The following is a 17,147-nucleotide window of genomic DNA, read 5'->3' on the forward strand; positions in this document are numbered from 1 at the left end:
CAGAAATGTGCAGGAGCAGACTTATGTTGCGTATACGCGGAAGCATCGGCGACTGGCCGGTGGATTTGACGCTGGAGATGGATGACGGCGACTGGGCACGGCTCAGTGCGCAATTGCAGGTGGTCAAGCCCGAGGCCAGTGCAGCGCCGGCGAAACCTATCAATCAGGATGATGCGCTGTGGCAGATCGCCAAGGATTTGCTGCGCAAGGCCGGGCAATTGAAGGGTCCGGATTTGCTCGATCAGTTGGAGGGATTGACCGGCAGCGCGGCGTCGGGCAAACGCTTGCTGGTGCGTTTGCGCCACTGCTCTGATGTGAAAGTGACGAGCGGCGGGGATACGCCGCTCTACAGCTGGCGCGAGCCAGCGTAGGAGCTGAGCTTGCTCGCGATATTGAGGACGCCATCGCCGGCAAGCCGTGCTCCTGCAACGTCAGTACAGCGCAGCAAACAACTTGCGACGATAAGTGGTCACCAGCGGGTGATCGTTGCCCAGCAGTTCGAACACCTGCAGCAAGGTCTTGTGCGGCAACCCTTCGCTGTAGCTGCGATTGCGCACGAACAGCTTGAGCAACGCATCCAGCGCCGCATCGTACTGCTGACGCGCCAGTTGCTGGATCGCCAATTGATAAACCGCTTCATCGTCCTGCGGATTTTTCGCCAGGCGCGCTTTCAGGTCTGCCGCATCCGGCAAGTCCTTGGCCTGGCCGAGAAACTGGATCTGCGCCTTGGCGCCGGCCAGGGCAGCCTTGTGCTCATCGCTCTTGACCGCGTCGAGCACGGTTTGCGCTTCGCCCAGCTCGCCACGTTCGGTGAGGCATCGGGCGTAAAGAATCAGCGCCTTGGCATTGGTGTTGTCTTCGCCGAGCAGCACTGTAAGTGTGGCTTCGGCGTCGGCAAAGCGATTGTCATCAAACAACGCCTGAGCTTGCTCAAACGGGTCGGCAGCGGCTGGCGGCGGCATTTGCACGTGAGGCTCAAGCATCGCGCGCACGGCGGATTCCGGCTGCGCACCGGCAAAACCATCCACCGGTTGACCGTCCTTGAACAGCACTACGGTCGGCAGGCTGCGAATGCCGAAGCGCGATACGATGTCCGGCTCGACGTCGCAGTTGACCTTGGCCAGCAGCAACTCGCCCTGATAGCTCTCGGCGATGGTTTGCAGCATCGGCATCAACGCCTTGCACGGCGCACACCATTCGGCCCAGAAATCCACCAGCACCGGTTTGTGAAAAGAGTTCTCGATCACCGACTGCTCGAAATCGGCAGTCGTGGCGTCGAAGATGTACGGCGTTTCCTGACTCATGGGGGATCTCGTAAAAGCGTGAATGGGCTCACTATAAAGCTTCGCGAGGGGCTGCTGAAAGTCGTAGCACTGATCGTTCCCATGCTCCGCGTGGGAATGCCTCTTGTGACGCTCTGCGTTACGCGGTGGCAAGGGACGCGGAGCGTCCCGGGCTGCATTCCCACGCGGAGCGTGGGAACGATCATGTCCGGGTGGCGTGGTAGAGGCTCACATGCCGAAACTCTTCGGGTTCGGCCAGATCGGGCAAGGTCATCGCTTCCAGCCTCTCGATGCGCCGATACAGCGGATGGCGAAAATCCCTCACGCGCGAATCGGCCACCAGCGCTTCCTGGCCGCGACTCAAGAATTCACCGAGCAACGGCAGGTTCGCCCGGTCGTATAACACGTCGGCAACCAGAATCAGATCAAACCGGTCCGCCTCGGCGAAAAAGTCCGTCGAGTAGCTGAGGTGTACGTCATTGAGTTCGGCATTCGCCCGGCACGCGGCAATCGCCAGCGGGTCGAGGTCACACGCCACTACTTCCAGCGCTCCAGCCTTGAGCGCTGCGATCCCCGCCACCCCGGACCCGGCACCGAAATCCAGCACTCGTTTGCCTTTGACCCATTCAGGGAATTCGGCGAGATAGCGGGCGATTGCCAGGCCACTGGCCCAGCAGAAACTCCAATAGGGCGGCTCATGGAGAACCCGCCGGGTTTCTTCGGGGCTGAACGCGCGGTCCATGTTGTCGCCGTCGATCAGCCAAAGCTTCAGGTCGGTATCCGGCAATTCACAGGCAACCAGCTGTACGTCACCGAGCAGTTCACCTAGCGCCTGTTGCAGGTCAAGCGGTGCAATCATGGCGCTTTGACGAATTGCAGCTGACCCAGTACTTGCGTCGTTGGCTGCGTGATGGTCTGCGACGGCAGATGCAAAATCAGCTGGCCGGACTGGCTGGCGCGGCCACGCAGTTCAACGCGAGCGCCAACCGGAAAGGATTCCGGATTGAAGCGCAGGTGGAACGGCAGAATCTGGTTGGTGCCGATCAGGCTGGAACTGGCGAGCAATTGCTGCGGACGGTCCTTGTCGTCGATCACCAGCAGCGCCAGTTCGACTTCGGCACCGGCGGGTACGCCTTGCAGAGTGCCGCTCAACTCACGCTGATAAGCGGGCAGCGGACCGAGGTTGGCCGACTCCCTGGCTTTCTTCTGCGCCTGCTGCGGCGCGGGGCCTGGCGTCGGCGGCTGTGGTTTGGTCGCATCGCTGCTGCAGGCCACCAGCAGGCTGAAAAGACTGAGCAAAACGAGCGGTCTTAGGGACATTTGCGGCTCCAGCAAGGTGAAATCCATGGATCAAGCTCTATAACCCGTCTGTATACCGCAAACCCTATGGCTTGTCTTGCCACCGGGATGCGCTACCATGGCCCTCCCTTTTTTTGTTGCCTGCCACCATGCACTGTCCCTTCTGCGGTGCCAACGACACCAAGGTCATCGACTCGCGTCTGGTCGCCGAGGGCGAACAGGTACGCCGCCGGCGTGAATGCCTGGCCTGCGGCGAGCGTTTCACAACGTTCGAGACTGCCGAACTGGTGTTGCCGCGCCTGATCAAAACCGACGGCAGCCGTCAGCCGTTCGACGAAGAAAAACTCCGCGCCGGCATGCAGCGTGCGCTGGAGAAGCGCCCGGTGAGTGTCGAGCGCCTGGAATCGTCGTTGGTTCACATCAAACACAAACTGCGCGCCACCGGTGAGCGAGAGGTTAAATCCCTTGTCGTCGGTGAACTGGTGATGGCCGAGCTGCAAAAGCTCGATGAAGTCGCCTATATCCGCTTTGCTTCGGTGTATCGCCGCTTCCAGGACCTCAATGAGTTCCGCGAAGAGATCGATCGCCTGGCCCGTGAGCCGGTGAAAGAATGACCCCCTCCGTAGAACTTGCCATCCTCGATGCCCATTACATGGCTCGCGCCCTGGAACTGGCGCGCAAAGGTCATTACACGACGCACCCCAACCCTCGGGTGGGCTGCGTGATCGTGCGTGACGGGCAGATTGTCGGCGAAGGCTGGCACGTGCGCACCGGCGAACCCCACGCCGAAGTCCACGCCCTGCGCGCCGCCGGCGATAAGGCGCGAGGCGCTACCGCTTATGTGACCCTTGAACCGTGCAGCCACCACGGACGAACGCCGCCCTGCGCCGATGCGCTGGTACATGCGGGTGTGGCTCGGGTAGTCGCGGCGATGCAAGACCCGAACCCGTCGGTTGCCGGTCGTGGCATGCAGCGTCTGGCCCAGGCCGGCATCGCCACTGAATGCGGTGTGCTGGAAGGCGAAGCGCGCAAGCTCAACGAAGGTTTCCTGAAACGCATGGAACACGGCTTGCCGTTCGTGCGGGTCAAATTGGCCATGAGCCTCGACGGTCGCACGGCGATGGCAAGCGGCGAGAGCCAATGGATCACCGGTCCTGCGGCGCGTTCGGCGGTACAACGCTTGCGTGCTCAGGCCAGCGTAGTGCTGACCGGTGCCGACACGGTGCTGGCGGACAACGCCCGTTTGACCGTGCGTGCCGATGAGCTAGGCCTGGACCCTGAACAAACAGCCTTGGCCATGAGCCGCCTGCCGCTGCGTGTGCTGATCGACGGCCGTCTGCGAGTGCCACTGGACGCGCCGTTCTTCAAGGCCGGCCCGGCGCTGGTCGCCACGTGCATGGCGATCGAAGAGCAATATGCCAATGGCCCGGAGTGCTTGATCGTGGCGGGCGAGGACGGCTTGGTCGACCTGCGCAAACTGATGGTCGAACTCGCTGCCCGTGGGGTCAACGAAGTGTTGGTCGAGGCTGGCCCGCGTCTGGCTGGGGCTTTTGCTCAGCAAGGGCTGGTGGACGAGTTCCAGATTTTCATCGCCGGCAAATTTCTCGGGTCCTCGGCGCGACCGCTGCTGGACTGGCCGCTGGCGCAGATGAAAGACGCGCCGGAACTTAAAATCACCGAAATCCGCGCGGTTGGCGATGACTGGCGAATCATCGCCATTCCTTCGCCCGCGGCGAGCGTATAATTTCGGGCCTGCGCCACGCGACGGCCCTGTTCTCGAGGAGGACTCTATGTTTACCGGCATCATCGAATCCATCGGCAGTATTCGTGCATTGACCCCAAAAGGCGGAGATGTGCGGGTACACGTAGAAACCGGCAAGCTCGACTTGAGCGACGTCAAACTGGGCGATAGCATCGCGGTCAACGGCGTGTGCCTGACCGCGGTTGAGCTGCCAGGTAACGGCTTTGCGGCGGACGTCAGTCGCGAAACCCTCGACTGCACCGCCATGAATGACCTGAAAAGCGGCAGCCCGGTCAACCTGGAAAAAGCCCTGACCCCGACCACTCGCCTCGGCGGGCATCTGGTCAGCGGGCACGTCGATGGCGTGGGCGAAGTGGTTGCCCGTACCGAGAATGCTCGCGCTGTGGAATTCCGCATCCGCGCGCCCAAAGAGCTGGCCAAGTACATCGCGCATAAAGGCTCGATCACCGTCGACGGCACCAGCCTGACCGTGAACGCGGTCGATGGCGCCGAGTTCTTGCTGACGATCATTCCCCACACCCTGAGCGAAACCATCATGGCGTCTTATCAGCCGGGTCGCCGGGTGAACCTCGAAGTTGACTTGCTGGCACGTTATCTGGAGCGCCTTCTTATGGGCGACAAGGCCGCAGAGTCTGACGCTTCTCAAAGGCCGTCCGGAAACATCACCGAAAGCTTTCTGGCCGCCAACGGCTACCTCAAATCCTGACCCAAGGGGGTGCCTTGTGGCGCTCAATAGCATCGAAGAACTGGTTGAAGACATCCGCCAAGGCAAGATGGTCATCCTCATGGATGACGAAGACCGCGAGAACGAAGGCGATTTGATCATGGCCGCCGAGTGCTGCCAGCCTGAACACATCAACTTCATGGCCAAGCACGCCCGTGGCCTGATCTGCATGCCGATGAGTCGCGAGCGTTGCGAACTGCTGAAGCTGCCCCTGATGGCACCGCGCAACGGTTCCGGTTTCGGCACCAAGTTCACCGTGTCCATCGAAGCCGCCACCGGCGTGACCACCGGCATCTCCGCCGCCGACCGTGCGCGCACCGTTCAGGCCGCCGCCGCGAAAGACGCCAAGGCTGAAGACATCGTCAGCCCCGGCCACATCTTCCCGCTGATGGCTCAGGCCGGCGGCACCCTGGCTCGCGCCGGCCACACTGAAGCCGCCTGCGACCTGGCGCGCATGGCCGGTTTCGAGCCGAGCGGCGTGATCTGCGAAGTGATGAACGACGACGGCACCATGTCCCGTCGCACGGAACTGGAAGCTTTCGCGGCCGAACACAACATCAAGATCGGCACCATCGCCGACCTGATTCACTACCGGATGATCCACGAACGTACCGTTCAGCGGATTGCCGAGCAGCCGCTGGACAGCGAACTGGGCCAATTCAACCTGGTGACCTATCGTGATTCCGTGGAAGGCGACGTGCACCTGGCCCTGACCCTGGGCACCGTTTACGCCGACGAGCCGACCCTGGTTCGGGTGCACAACATGGACCCGCTGCGCGACCTGTTGATGGTCAAACAGCCTGGCCGCTGGAGCCTGCGCGCCGCGATGGCTGCGGTTGCCGAGGCTGGCAGCGGCGTCGTGCTGTTGCTCGGTCACCCGCTCGATGGCGACGTATTGCTGGCGCACATCCGCGAAACCGCGGAGCACGTACCGGCGAAAAAACCGACCACCTACAGCATCGTCGGTGCCGGTTCGCAGATCCTCCGGGACCTGGGCGTGCGCAAAATGCGCCTGATGAGTGCGCCAATGAAATTTAATGCGATATCCGGTTTCGATCTGGAAGTTGTAGAATACGTGCCCTCCGAATAATGACCGGTTGTTTCCAGTCCTTGATTCGCGGTTAACAACATCACTGAGGGATGCGTAGAAAACGCGTCCCGGCTCTTTAAGAGATCTAACGAATGACCCTGAAGACCATCGAAGGTACCTTCATCTCCCCTAAAGGCCGCTACGCTCTGGTCGTAGGCCGTTTCAACAGCTTCGTCGTTGAAAGCCTGGTCAGCGGTGCAGTTGATGCCCTGGTTCGCCACGGCGTGAGCGAAAGCGATATCACCATCATCCGCGCGCCTGGCGCCTTCGAAATCCCGCTGGTTGCGCAAAAAGTCGCTCAGAAGGGCGAATACGCAGCAATCATCGCCCTGGGCGCGGTCATTCGTGGCGGTACTCCGCACTTCGAATACGTGGCTGGCGAATGCACCAAGGGCCTGGCCCAGGTGTCCATGGAGTTCGGCGTACCGGTCGCTTTCGGCGTGCTGACCGTTGACTCCATCGAGCAAGCCATCGAACGTTCCGGCACCAAGGCCGGCAACAAAGGTGCTGAAGCTGCCCTGTCCGCTCTGGAAATGGTCAGCCTGCTGGCGCAGTTGGAGGCCAAGTGATTAGCGACGAAAGCGATCGTTTCAACCCGCGCGATCCAAAGCCTGCGGATGCCGGCAAGCCATCGAAAAGCGTCAAGCGTCGCGAAGCCCGTCAGCTCGCGACTCAGGCGCTGTACCAATGGCACATGGCCAAGCAGTCGCTGAACGAGATCGAAGCGCAGTTCCGGGTCGATAATGATTTCAGCGATGTCGATGCCGCTTACTTTCACGACATCCTGCACGGCGTTCCGGCTCACAAGACCGAGATCGACACGGCACTGACGCCGTGCCTGGACATCACGATCGAAGAGCTGGACCCGGTTGAACTGGCCGTTCTTCGCCTGTCGACCTGGGAACTGCTCAAGCGCGTCGATGTGCCGTACCGCGTTGTGATCAACGAAGGTATCGAGTTGGCGAAAGTCTTCGGCTCCACCGACGGCCACAAGTTCGTCAACGGTGTACTCGACAAGCTGGCCCCGCGTCTGCGGGAAGCTGAAGTCAAGGCGTTCAAGCGCTGATTTGCGCTTGATACCTGATGGGTGAGTTTGAGCTGATCCGCAACTTCTTCGCCGCCGCGCCTTGTGCGCAGGGCGGCGAAGGCGTTGCCCTTGGGATCGGTGATGACTGTGCCTTGCTGGCTGTTCCTCCCGGGGAGCAGTTGGCGATTTCCACCGACACACTCGTGGCCGGTGTGCATTTCGCAGACCCTTGCGACCCGTTTCTGCTCGGTCAGCGTTCGCTGGCCGTGGCCGTCAGTGATCTGGCCGCCATGGGCGCCACCCCCGTTGCTTTTACTCTTGCCCTGACTTTGCCGACGGTGACTGCCGATTGGCTGGACGCCTACGCCCGTGGTTTGAACACCATGGCGCAGAGCTGCGGTGTGGCGCTGGTGGGTGGTGATACCTCCCGTGGGCCGTTGAGTCTGACCATGACCGTGTTCGGTCGTGTGCCGGCGGGCAAGGCGTTGACCCGCAGCGGTGCGCAGCCAGGCGACTTGCTGTGCGTTGGCGGTGACCTGGGCAACGCCGCTGGCGCCTTGCCGTTGGTGCTTGGTCAGCGAACGGCTGAAGCTGCCATCGCCGATCCGCTGCTGGCGCATTACTGGTCGCCGCAGCCGCAGCTTGGGCTGGGAATGGCACTGCGCGGGAAAGCCACCTCGGCGCTGGACATCTCCGACGGCCTGCTCGCGGACTGCGGGCATATCGCTCTCGCATCGAAGGTCGGCATTCAGATTGAACGGGACAAGCTGCCATTGTCGAAAGCTTTAGTCGCCTTCCTCGGTCAATCGGGTGCAGAGGTAGCGGCCCTGAGCGGCGGTGATGATTACGTGCTGGCCTTTACCTTGCCGTCCGTCGAGTTAGCGCAATTGTTGAGCGACGGCTGGCCGATCCATGTGGTCGGGCATGTTGCGACGGGGCAGGGCGTAGTGCTGCTGGACGCCGTTGGGCAAGACATCACCCCGAAAACCCGGGGCTATCAACATTTTCGGGAGACACCGTGACAGATCATCCCAAACAGGTCCCGGCGGAATTCGTACCGCCGTCGGTCTGGCGCAATCCGTGGCATTTCCTGGCGTTCGGCTTCGGCTCGGGCACCCTGCCAAAAGCACCGGGCACCTGGGGTTCGTTAGTTGCGCTACCCTTTATCCCGTTGTGGCAGATGTTGCCCGACTGGGGCTACTGGCTGATGCTCGGCATCACCATGCTGTTTGGTTTCTGGCTGTGTGGCAAAGTGGCCGACGATTTGCGGGTGCACGACCACGAAGGCATCGTCTGGGACGAAATGGTCGGGATGTGGATCACCCTGTGGCTGGTGCCGGAAGGTTGGTACTGGTTGTTGGCTGGGTTTTTAATGTTCCGCTTCTTCGACATACTCAAGCCGTGGCCGATCCACTGGATCGACCGGCATGTGCATGGGGGCGTCGGGATCATGCTCGATGACGTTTTGGCCGGGGTGTTTGCGTGGCTGGCGATGCAAGGGCTGGTATGGATTTTCGCCTGAAGGGCGAAACAGGGGACTAAGGATGGCTCGACGCTGGTTGGTGGTGATGGTTTTCACGATGTTTTGCTCGTTCGCTCAGGCGGGTGACGGGGCGACGACGCCGTCGGTGATTCATCTGGCCAGCGAAGACTGGGAAGACTACACCGCCGCCGATGGCCACGGTCTGGGTTGGGACGTGTTGCGGGAAGTCTTCGAGCCCGCGGGGGTCAAACTGGACATCCGCAGCGAACCCTACATCCGCTCCATGGGCCTGGCCCAGCGCGGCGAAGTCGACGCCTGTGTCGGCTCCTATCATGAGGAGTCCAGCGATCTGCTCTATCCGCGCTGGAACTTCGATACCGATCACATCTATGCCCTAGGGCTGGCCAGCAACCCCGCACCGACCCCGCAAACCCTGGGCAACTATCGACTGGCCTGGGTCCGCGGCTACGACTATCAGGATTACCTGCCCAACGTACGCCGATATAACGAAGTCATGCGGCGTACCGGGATTTTGTCGATGTTGACCCACAATCGCGCAGACTTTTATATCGACGCGTTGACCGAGGTCGACTATGTCATCAAGCGGGCCAAGGATCCGTCGCAGTTCCGTCGCACCCACATCGCGGAATTGCCGCTGTATCTGTGCTTTGCCAAGACGCCCAATGCCCGAGCATTGATGGCGTTGTTCGACCAGCGCATGGAACACCTGGTGAAAAACGGCCAGCTGAAACCGATCTTCGAGCGCTGGAAACAACCCTATCCGTTCGACGACAGCGGTGAGCCCGCAGGCCAGTGATCTAACTTTTTGATCGTTATGCCCCATAATTCAGCCTAAGCGTCTGTAGGAACGTGCTGTTACAATGCCGCGTCTGCGAATCTCCAGTACTTATTGATCAGGAGCACACCGGTGCCTGTCGTTTTTGTCGCCGCTTCCAAGCTGCCAACGCCTTTTGCGCAATTCACCATGCACGGCTTTCTCGATGAAGAAAACGGGCGCGAGCACGTTGTGCTGAGCCTGGGTGAGTTCGCCGACGGTGCCCCGGTACTCGGCCGGTTGCACTCCGAATGCCTGACCGGCGATGCCTTGTTCAGCCAGCGTTGCGACTGCGGCTCGCAACTCGAGGCCGCCTTGCAGGCCATCGCTCGTGAAGGCCGTGGCGTGTTGCTCTACTTGCGTCAGGAAGGCCGTGGCATTGGCCTGCTGAACAAAATCCGCGCCTATGAGTTGCAGGATGGCGGCGCCGATACCGTTGAAGCCAACGAGCGTCTGGGCTTTGCTGCTGATCAGCGTGACTACGCCATGTGCCTGCCGATGCTGGAGCACTTGGGCGTGAAGTCCCTGCGTTTGATGACCAACAACCCACGCAAGGTCAAAGCCTTGACCGACATGGGTATCGTGGTCGCCGAGCGCGTGCCGCTGCACACTGGCCACAACCCGCACAACAAACTCTACCTGGCCACCAAGGCCAGCAAGCTCGACCACATGATGGGCAACGAGCATCAGGGTGAGGCTGACCGCGCGTGACGCGCGGTCAAGTACGGCGGCGATTGTCTTTCAACTGGTGGCAATACCTTGCCTTGGCCTTGCTGCCACTGTTCGTGATTAACGGCGTGTTTGGCCAGAGCGAGGCGATCCTGCCGGTGCTGGCAATGCCGTTGTTCATCGCGGGTGTGGCATCGATGTTTGTCAGCCTGAAATTCTTTGGCGGCTACAAGCACGCGTTGATCGCCACTCAAAAAGCCCTCGACACCCCTGAAGAGCCTGCTGCCTGGATCGCGCTGGCGGCCAAGCGTCGTACCGCGTTCCTGGCTGCCGGCCTGCCGGCCTGGATAGGTGCCCTGGCAGTGTTCGTCGGCCTCGAAGCCGTGCCGTTGATGCTGCTGGCGCTGTCGACCCTGGTACTGTTCTACCTTTACCGTATTCCGCGTCAACTCGGCTGATGCGACCCGTCTGGCTGGCGGTTTTGCTGCTGGCCGTCAGTGGCTCGGCGGCTGCGGTCGAACGCGTTGTCAGCCTCGCGCCGTCCCTCTCTGAAATCGTTGTTGAGCTGGATTCGGCCGACCTGTTGGTGGGTGTGCTGGATGCCGGTGAGCGTCCTGCCGAACTCAAAGACCTTCCTTCCGTTGGCCGGTACGGTCAGCTGGACATGGAACAGCTGCTCAGTCTCAAGCCCGATCTGCTGTTGCTCTGGCCCGGCAGCGTTGGCCCGGCCCAGCGTGAACAGCTCAAGCGGTTGAACATCCCGACCTACGTTGCTGAGCCCCACAACCTCGAACAACTCACGTCGCAAATTGAGGCGATTGCCTCACAGATCGGCCGTCCGGAGCGTGGCGTTTCATTGGCTGAACAGTTGCGTCAACGACTGGATTCGCTGCGCCAGCGTTATCGCCGGGATGAGCCATTACGAGTGTTTTATCAGGTCTGGGATCGACCGCTGTACACCGTTGGCGGCGGGCAGATTATCAGCGATGCGCTTGAAGTGTGCGGGGCGCGCAATGTGTTTGCCGACCTGACACTGCCGGCACCGCAGGTCAGTATTGAGGCGGTATTGCAACGTAATCCAGAAGTGATTCTGGCCGGCGATCAGGCGCAACTCGATGCGTGGAAAGCCTGGCCGCAAGTCACGGCGGTGGCGCAGGGGCAATTGCTGTTGGTGACGGATAAAGGTTTGGAACGGCCGAGTGGGCAAATGATCGAAGCGACGGCCAAGTTGTGCAAAGTGATTGCGCCTGATCGCTAACACCGAGGCGCGGCCTTCGCGGGCAAGCCTCGCTCCTACAGATTCAGTGTGATCCCTGTAGGAGCAAGGCTTGCCCGCGAAGAGGCCGGCCGAAATACCGCTAATTTGTGGCTATAACTCCGGCGTCCAGGTCACCCCAAACATCCACGCCCGACCTTCCTCGCGATACCCATACTGACTGCCATCATGGCTGTACAGCGCTCGGCTAAAACCCTTGTCCAGCACGTTATCGACCTTAAGCTCAAGCTTGATCTCTCGATTCAACGCCCAGCTGCTGCGCAACCCCAGCAGCGTATACCCGCCCAACGGCTGCTGATTGTTTTCATCGTCATAACTGCTGCTCACGGCCTGCCAACTGGCGCCGAGTCCCAGGCGATCGAACTGCCGATCCAGATCCAGGCTCAAGGTCCGCCGCGCGCGACGAGCCAGGGTGTGACCACTGTCGCGATCCCGTGGGTCGATGATCGCCACGCCGAGGTTACTCTGCCAGCCGAACAGTTCCTGTTTTAACGCCGCTTCGAACCCGTTGATCCGTGCCGAGGCCACGTTCTGCGGACGTGAGTTGCTGCCGAAAATAATCGCGTCTTCCAGGTCCGTACGGTAGAGCGAAGCTTCCAGGCGAGCGGTGTCGGTCAGCTGACTGCGCCATTGCAGCTCGTAGCTTTTCGAGGTCTCGGGTTTCAGATCCGGACTACTGAAATCGGGGTAATACAGATCATTGAACGTCGGCGCGCGGAAACCTTCGCTGTAGGTCAGCAGCACATCGTTGTCCGGATTCAGCGGCAGGGTGAAGGTGCCGCTCCAGCTATTCTGGCCGCCGAACTGTTGGTTCTGATCGCGGCGCAGGCCCAGTTCGGTGGAGAAGCTATCCGACTGGTAGTGATGCTGAATGAACGCCGCACGGTTCCAGCGGCTGTCCTCGTCGAATGGCGTGCTGCTGTTGATTCGGTCCTCGTACCAGTCGCCGCCGAGGATCAGGCTGTTGCGCTCGTCGAGGGTCAGGTCGTTCTGCCAGTTCACCGAATCACGGTACGTGTTGAACACGCTGCGTTCGTCACTGAGTTTGTCCAACGTCTTCTCGCGGTTTTCGCTGTGACCGAACTCGACGCGGGTTTTCCACCGGTCGTTGATACGCGCATCGACGTAACTGCTGATGCTGCTGACCGCGAAGTCGCTGTAGGGCTGCTGCTGGACTGACTCGAACGTGTCCATGTCGAAGCGGCCGAACGGATTGTCGAACTCACTTTTGCCACGGTTATCCAGCAGGTTGGCGCCGATTTCGATGTCATCGGTGAGGGCGTGACTCAGGCTCAAGCTCACCGATTTGTTGCGGTAGTCGTCATGATCGCCGTCGCTGGGATACGACTCGCGAGTGCGATTGATTCCGGCGGTTTCATCGAGGCTGGCGCCGAGATTGAATCGCGTCTGATCGTCACCGCCGGACAACCCGAGGCTGCGTTCCCAGGTCTGATTGCTGCCAAAACCTACGTGCATTCGCGGTTGCAAACCGGGTTCGCCGCCACGGCGGGTGAAGATCTGAATTACCCCGCCAATCGCGTCGCTGCCATAAATCACCGAGCGGGAGCCACGCAGCACTTCCACGCGCTCGACCTGTTCGATGTTGATGTGTTGCAGGTTGCTGTCGCCGGAGGTGGAATTGCCGATGCGCTGGCCGTCGACCAGTACCAGGCTCTGGGCCGACTTGGTGCCGCGAATGTAAATCCCCGGCAGACTGCCGCGCCCACCGGTTTGCCCGACTTGCACACCCGGCACACGACGCAGCAAGTCGGTGACGCTGCCTGGTTGCAGGCGATCAATGTCTTCGCGGGTGAACACGGTGTTGGCGGCGCTGCTGTCATTGCGCGCTTCGACCTGACGGTTGGCGCTGATCAGCACGTCGGGAAGTTTCAGCGCTTGATCGCGTTCGAAGGTGTCGGCCAGGAGCGGGCCGGACGGCAGAAGGGTCAGCGTCAGGGCGAGGCGGGAGAGTTTCATCGGCAGTCCGTAGAAAACACGGTCCGTGTAGGAGCGAGCGGTGCGGCGATCCGACTTGCCCGCGAAGAGGCCGTAACATTCAACATCTATGTTGCCTGTTAAGTCGCCTTCGCGGGCAAGTCGGATCGCCGCACCGCTCGCTCCTACAGGGGCGGGGGTTTACAGGTTGAGCAATTGCAGGCGCTGACGAATCGAAGCTTCGATCCCGGCCTCATCCAGTCCGCACTCAGACAGCATTTGCGCAGGCTTCGCGTGTTCGACGTAGCTGTCCGGCAAGCCCAGGTGCAGCATCGACTTGAGGATGTTTTCGCGGGCGAGAAACTCGCTGACCGCGCCACCGGCACCGCCCATGATCGCGTTCTCTTCGATCGTCACCAGCAGCTCATGGCTACCGGCGATTTCGCGAACCAGTGTTTCATCGAGCGGTTTGACGAACCGCATGTCGACCACGGTTGCATCCAGCGTTTCGGCGACTTTCAGCGCCTCGGCCAGTTGCACGCCGAACACCAGCAGGGCGACTTTGCTGCCCTGACGACGAACCACGCCTTTGCCGATTTCGATCGGTTCGAGGTTTTTTTCGATGGTCGCGTTCGGACCATTGCCGCGCGGATAACGCACGGCCGCCGGGCCGTTGAACAGGTGACCGGTGGTGAGCATTTTGCGCAGTTCGTTTTCGTCACTCGGGGTCATCACCAGCATGCCGGGGATGCAGCGCAGGAACGACAGGTCGAAGCTGCCCGCATGCGTCGGGCCGTCTTCGCCCACTAAACCTGCACGGTCGATGGCGAACAACACGTCAAGGTTTTGCACCGCGACGTCATGAACCAGTTGATCGTAACCGCGTTGCAGGAACGTCGAGTAGATCGCCACCACCGGTTTCGCGCCTTCGCACGCCATGCCGGCGGCGAAGGTCACGGCGTGTTGCTCGGCAATCGCCACGTCGAAGTAACGCAGCGGGAAGCGCTCGCTGAAAGCCACCAGATCGGAGCCTTCTTTCATCGCTGGAGTGATCCCGACAAGACGCGGATCGGACGCGGCCATGTCACACAACCATTCGCCGAACACGCCGGAATACTTTGGCCCGCCGGCCTTTTTCGGCGCAGCGGCCGGAGCGCCCAGGGGTTCGAGTTTGGTGATGGCGTGGTAACCGATCGGGTCGACTTCCGCCGGAGCGAAGCCTTTGCCTTTCTTGGTGACGACGTGCAGGAACTGCGGGCCTTTGAGATCGCGCATGTTGCGCAGAGTGGCGATCAGGGTCGGCAGATCGTGGCCATCGATCGGGCCGATGTAGTTCCAGCCCAGCTCTTCGAACAGCGTGCCGGGAACCAGCATGCCTTTTGCGTATTCTTCGGTGCGACGGGCGATTTCCCAGGCACCGGGCAGGCGCGACAGGACCTTTTTGCTGCCTTCCCGCATGCTCGCGTAAGTGCGGCTGGAAAGGATTTTCGCCAGGTAATTCGACAGCCCGCCAACGTTGCGCGAGATCGACATGTCGTTGTCGTTGAGGATCACCAGCATGTTGGCGTTCACTTCCGGCGCATGGTTCAGCGCCTCGAAGGCCATGCCGGCGGTCAGAGCACCGTCGCCAATCACTGCGATCGCCTTGCGATCACTGTTCTGCAGGCGGGCGGCAATGGCCATGCCCAGCGCTGCGCTGATCGACGTGCTGGAGTGGCCGACACCAAAGGTGTCGTACTCGCTCTCGGAGCGACGCGGGAAAGCCGCGACGCCGTCCTTCTGGCGCAGGGTGCCCATGCGCTCGCGGCGGCCGGTGAGGATTTTGTGCGGATAGGCCTGATGACCCACGTCCCACACCAGCCGGTCGTCCGGGGTGTCGAAGACGTAATGCAGCGCGATGGTCAACTCGATGACGCCCAGGCCGGCACCGAAATGCCCGCCGGTCTGACCGACCGTGTAGAGCAATTCCAGGCGCAACTCATCGGCCAGGGTTTCCAGCTCGGCTTCGCCTAACCGGCGCAGGCCGTCCGGCGTGTTGGCACGGTCGAGCAGGGGCGTGGTCGGGCGCTTGCGGGGAATCTCATGAAACGTCGTGGGCATCAGGCGAATCGTTATAGGTATAAAAGATGCGGCAGTTTACCTGATGCATCGCCCCCTGCCCACGCGTTGGTCTTTTTTGGCAGATACGCCGTCAGCTGCGCCGGTCGACGATATAACGGGCCAGATCGCGCAATGGCTCGGCTGCCGCGTCAAACGGTCGCAGCGCGTGCAGGGCCTGATCGCGCAGTTCCAAGGCATAGGCCTTGGCGGCGTCGAGACCGAGCAGGGCCGGGTAGGTTGGCTTGTCGCGTGCGATGTCCGCGCCCTGGCGTTTGCCGAGGGTTTCGGTATCGCTTTCGACGTCGAGAATGTCGTCCTGGACCTGGAATGCCAGACCGATGGCCTGAGCATAAGTCTGCAAAGATTTCAGTTCGTCTTTCTCGGCACGGCCACTGGCCAGAGCGCCAAGCTTGACGCTGACCTCGATCAGCGCGCCGGTCTTGTGCCGGTGCATGTATTCGAGGGCTTTTTGATCGAGTTTCAGACCGACCGAACCGAGATCAATGGCTTGACCGCCGACCATGCCGGCTGGGCCTGCCGCTAACGCTAGAGCGCTGACCATCTGCAGGCGAGTTTGCGCGTCCGAGGTGCTCAGGCGCGGATCGAGCAGGGCGCTGAAGGCCAGGCTCTGCAAACCGTCACCGGCCAAAATCGCACAGGCTTCATCGAATTTCTTGTGGGTGGTCGGCTGGCCGCGACGCAGATCGTCGTCGTCCATGGCCGGCAAATCGTCATGCACCAGGGAATAAGCGTGAATCAGCTCTACCGCGCAAGCAGCCCCGTTGGCTTGCTCAGCCTTGCCGCCCAGCGCTTCGCAGGCGGCGTAGGCCAGCAGCGGGCGGACGCGTTTGCCGCCATTCATCACGCTGTAGCGCATGGCTTCGTATAGACGTGCCAGCTCAGGGCTCGGCGCGTTGAACAGGGTTTCCAGTGCAGCGTTGACGCGGGACTGGCTGGTCGCCGAATACGCTGCAATCATTCTGGCTGATCCGCGTCGAAGGGTTCCTCGGCCAGCTCGCCGTCACGCTCGAGCAGCACTTGAACCTTTTGCTCGGCCTGGGCCAGCGCCGCCTGGCAATCGCGGGTCAGACCGATGCCTTGCTCGAAAGCCGTCAGCGAATCTTCCAGCGACAATTCGCCGTTCTCCAGACGCTCCACCAGCGTTTGCAGGTCAGCGAGAGATTGTTCGAAATCCAGTGCAGCTTTTTTGCGGGCCATGGCGGCTATTTCCGGTTGACGTTAAACCGGCGCGACACTAGCAGACATGGGGGTTATGGGCAAATGAGCGGGGTGTTTCGGCCACTGGTTTCAGCAGCAACACACTCTATGTAGCAGCTGGCGAAGCCTGCGTTCGGCTGCGTAGCAGTCGTCAATCTTGCTTTGCACGGTATGCCTGATGTACTGCGAGTGATGGTTTTACCACTGCTGCGTCGGAACGCAGCCTTCGCCAGCTGCTATGTATGGACTCGCCCTCACTGTCTACCCGCTTTTGAAAAACCGCCGCCCCGTTGCATCTATGTATTAGGCCTATTCGAGGAAGCCGTCTTCGGCTTCTGGCCAAAATTGGAAGAGCTCGTGGTATGCCGATTACAGTCAGGCCTCGAAGGCCAGTAGCAGCTAAGGCATCAATCCACGCCGGTCTTACCTGGGGTCAATTTTTTTTC

General features: G+C 61.0%; 20 protein-coding genes. 13 read left to right on the forward strand and 7 right to left on the reverse strand.

Annotated elements, in window-relative coordinates; genetic code table 11:
- Nucleotides 1–23: 23 nt before the first annotated feature.
- On the forward strand, nt 24–371 hold the full coding sequence (locus ACYZT0_RS29055; RefSeq protein ID WP_462044042.1) for a hypothetical protein: 348 nt from the start codon (nt 24–26) through the stop codon (nt 369–371).
- Nucleotides 372–431: 60 nt separating this feature from the next.
- Here ACYZT0_RS29055 and trxA read toward each other — a convergent pair whose 3' ends face one another.
- From trxA to ACYZT0_RS29070, 3 genes are all read right to left on the reverse strand, one after another.
- The gene (gene trxA / locus ACYZT0_RS29060; RefSeq protein ID WP_462044043.1) at nt 432–1,304 is read right to left on the reverse strand and encodes a thioredoxin; all 873 of its coding nucleotides are present in this window, start codon (nt 1,302–1,304) and stop codon (nt 432–434) included.
- A gap of 181 nt (nt 1,305–1,485) precedes the next feature.
- On the reverse strand, nt 1,486–2,142 hold the full coding sequence (locus tag ACYZT0_RS29065; RefSeq protein WP_462044044.1) for a class I SAM-dependent methyltransferase: 657 nt from the start codon (nt 2,140–2,142) through the stop codon (nt 1,486–1,488).
- Complete coding sequence (locus tag ACYZT0_RS29070) at nt 2,139–2,603, reverse strand: YbaY family lipoprotein (protein ID WP_462046653.1); 465 nt, start codon at nt 2,601–2,603, stop codon at nt 2,139–2,141. The genes ACYZT0_RS29065 and ACYZT0_RS29070 overlap by 4 nt, the downstream gene beginning before the upstream one ends.
- A 128-nt stretch (nt 2,604–2,731) precedes the next feature.
- Between ACYZT0_RS29070 and nrdR the strand changes: the two genes are divergently transcribed.
- The 12 genes from nrdR to ACYZT0_RS29130 all read left to right on the forward strand — a co-directional run bounded on the left by nrdR (nt 2,732) and on the right by ACYZT0_RS29130 (nt 11,430).
- Nucleotides 2,732–3,196, forward strand: a complete 465-nt coding sequence (nrdR, locus tag ACYZT0_RS29075; RefSeq protein WP_003228656.1) for a transcriptional regulator NrdR — start codon at nt 2,732–2,734, stop codon at nt 3,194–3,196.
- Nucleotides 3,193–4,326: a bifunctional diaminohydroxyphosphoribosylaminopyrimidine deaminase/5-amino-6-(5-phosphoribosylamino)uracil reductase RibD gene (gene ribD / locus ACYZT0_RS29080; RefSeq protein WP_462044045.1), complete on the forward strand. Its 1,134-nt coding sequence runs from the start codon at nt 3,193–3,195 to the stop codon at nt 4,324–4,326. The genes nrdR and ribD overlap by 4 nt, the downstream gene beginning before the upstream one ends.
- A gap of 46 nt (nt 4,327–4,372) precedes the next feature.
- On the forward strand, nt 4,373–5,050 hold the full coding sequence (locus tag ACYZT0_RS29085) for a riboflavin synthase (protein WP_462044046.1): 678 nt from the start codon (nt 4,373–4,375) through the stop codon (nt 5,048–5,050).
- A gap of 16 nt (nt 5,051–5,066) precedes the next feature.
- On the forward strand, nt 5,067–6,158 hold the full coding sequence (gene ribBA / locus ACYZT0_RS29090) for a bifunctional 3,4-dihydroxy-2-butanone-4-phosphate synthase/GTP cyclohydrolase II (RefSeq protein WP_462044047.1): 1,092 nt from the start codon (nt 5,067–5,069) through the stop codon (nt 6,156–6,158).
- 92 nt (nt 6,159–6,250) lie between these two features.
- Complete coding sequence (ribH, locus tag ACYZT0_RS29095; protein WP_462044048.1) at nt 6,251–6,727, forward strand: 6,7-dimethyl-8-ribityllumazine synthase; 477 nt, start codon at nt 6,251–6,253, stop codon at nt 6,725–6,727.
- On the forward strand, nt 6,724–7,224 hold the full coding sequence (gene nusB, locus ACYZT0_RS29100; protein WP_462044049.1) for a transcription antitermination factor NusB: 501 nt from the start codon (nt 6,724–6,726) through the stop codon (nt 7,222–7,224). The genes ribH and nusB overlap by 4 nt, the downstream gene beginning before the upstream one ends.
- Nucleotides 7,225–7,241: 17 nt before the next feature.
- A complete protein-coding gene (thiL, locus tag ACYZT0_RS29105; protein WP_462044050.1) occupies nt 7,242–8,207 on the forward strand; it encodes a thiamine-phosphate kinase in 966 nt (321 codons plus the stop codon).
- The gene (locus tag ACYZT0_RS29110; RefSeq protein ID WP_150782649.1) at nt 8,204–8,707 is read left to right on the forward strand and encodes a phosphatidylglycerophosphatase A family protein; all 504 of its coding nucleotides are present in this window, start codon (nt 8,204–8,206) and stop codon (nt 8,705–8,707) included. Before thiL ends, ACYZT0_RS29110 begins: the two co-directional genes overlap by 4 nt.
- 22 nt (nt 8,708–8,729) lie before the next feature.
- On the forward strand, nt 8,730–9,485 hold the full coding sequence (locus ACYZT0_RS29115) for a substrate-binding periplasmic protein (RefSeq protein WP_462044051.1): 756 nt from the start codon (nt 8,730–8,732) through the stop codon (nt 9,483–9,485).
- A gap of 111 nt (nt 9,486–9,596) precedes the next feature.
- Nucleotides 9,597–10,214 (forward strand): GTP cyclohydrolase II, encoded by a 618-nt coding sequence (gene ribA / locus ACYZT0_RS29120; RefSeq protein WP_027924335.1) that lies wholly within the window; start codon nt 9,597–9,599, stop codon nt 10,212–10,214.
- A complete protein-coding gene (locus tag ACYZT0_RS29125; protein WP_462044052.1) occupies nt 10,211–10,630 on the forward strand; it encodes an MFS transporter in 420 nt (139 codons plus the stop codon). The genes ribA and ACYZT0_RS29125 overlap by 4 nt, the downstream gene beginning before the upstream one ends.
- Nucleotides 10,630–11,430: a cobalamin-binding protein gene (locus ACYZT0_RS29130; RefSeq protein WP_462044053.1), complete on the forward strand. Its 801-nt coding sequence runs from the start codon at nt 10,630–10,632 to the stop codon at nt 11,428–11,430. The genes ACYZT0_RS29125 and ACYZT0_RS29130 overlap by 1 nt, the downstream gene beginning before the upstream one ends.
- A gap of 111 nt (nt 11,431–11,541) precedes the next feature.
- Here the strand turns inward: ACYZT0_RS29130 and ACYZT0_RS29135 are convergent, their stop codons facing one another.
- From ACYZT0_RS29135 to ACYZT0_RS29150, 4 genes are all read right to left on the reverse strand, one after another.
- Nucleotides 11,542–13,425 (reverse strand): TonB-dependent receptor domain-containing protein, encoded by a 1,884-nt coding sequence (locus ACYZT0_RS29135; RefSeq protein WP_462044054.1) that lies wholly within the window; start codon nt 13,423–13,425, stop codon nt 11,542–11,544.
- 159 nt (nt 13,426–13,584) lie between these two features.
- A complete protein-coding gene (dxs, locus tag ACYZT0_RS29140) occupies nt 13,585–15,483 on the reverse strand; it encodes a 1-deoxy-D-xylulose-5-phosphate synthase (protein ID WP_462044055.1) in 1,899 nt (632 codons plus the stop codon).
- Nucleotides 15,484–15,574: 91 nt separating this feature from the next.
- The gene (gene ispA / locus ACYZT0_RS29145; protein ID WP_462044056.1) at nt 15,575–16,462 is read right to left on the reverse strand and encodes a (2E,6E)-farnesyl diphosphate synthase; all 888 of its coding nucleotides are present in this window, start codon (nt 16,460–16,462) and stop codon (nt 15,575–15,577) included.
- Nucleotides 16,459–16,701, reverse strand: coding sequence for an exodeoxyribonuclease VII small subunit (locus ACYZT0_RS29150; RefSeq protein WP_007894317.1), 243 nt, complete (start codon nt 16,699–16,701; stop codon nt 16,459–16,461). The genes ispA and ACYZT0_RS29150 overlap by 4 nt, the downstream gene beginning before the upstream one ends.
- Between the last annotated feature and the right edge of the window lie 446 nt (nt 16,702–17,147).

Source organism: Pseudomonas sp. ZS1P83 (assembly GCF_054897825.1).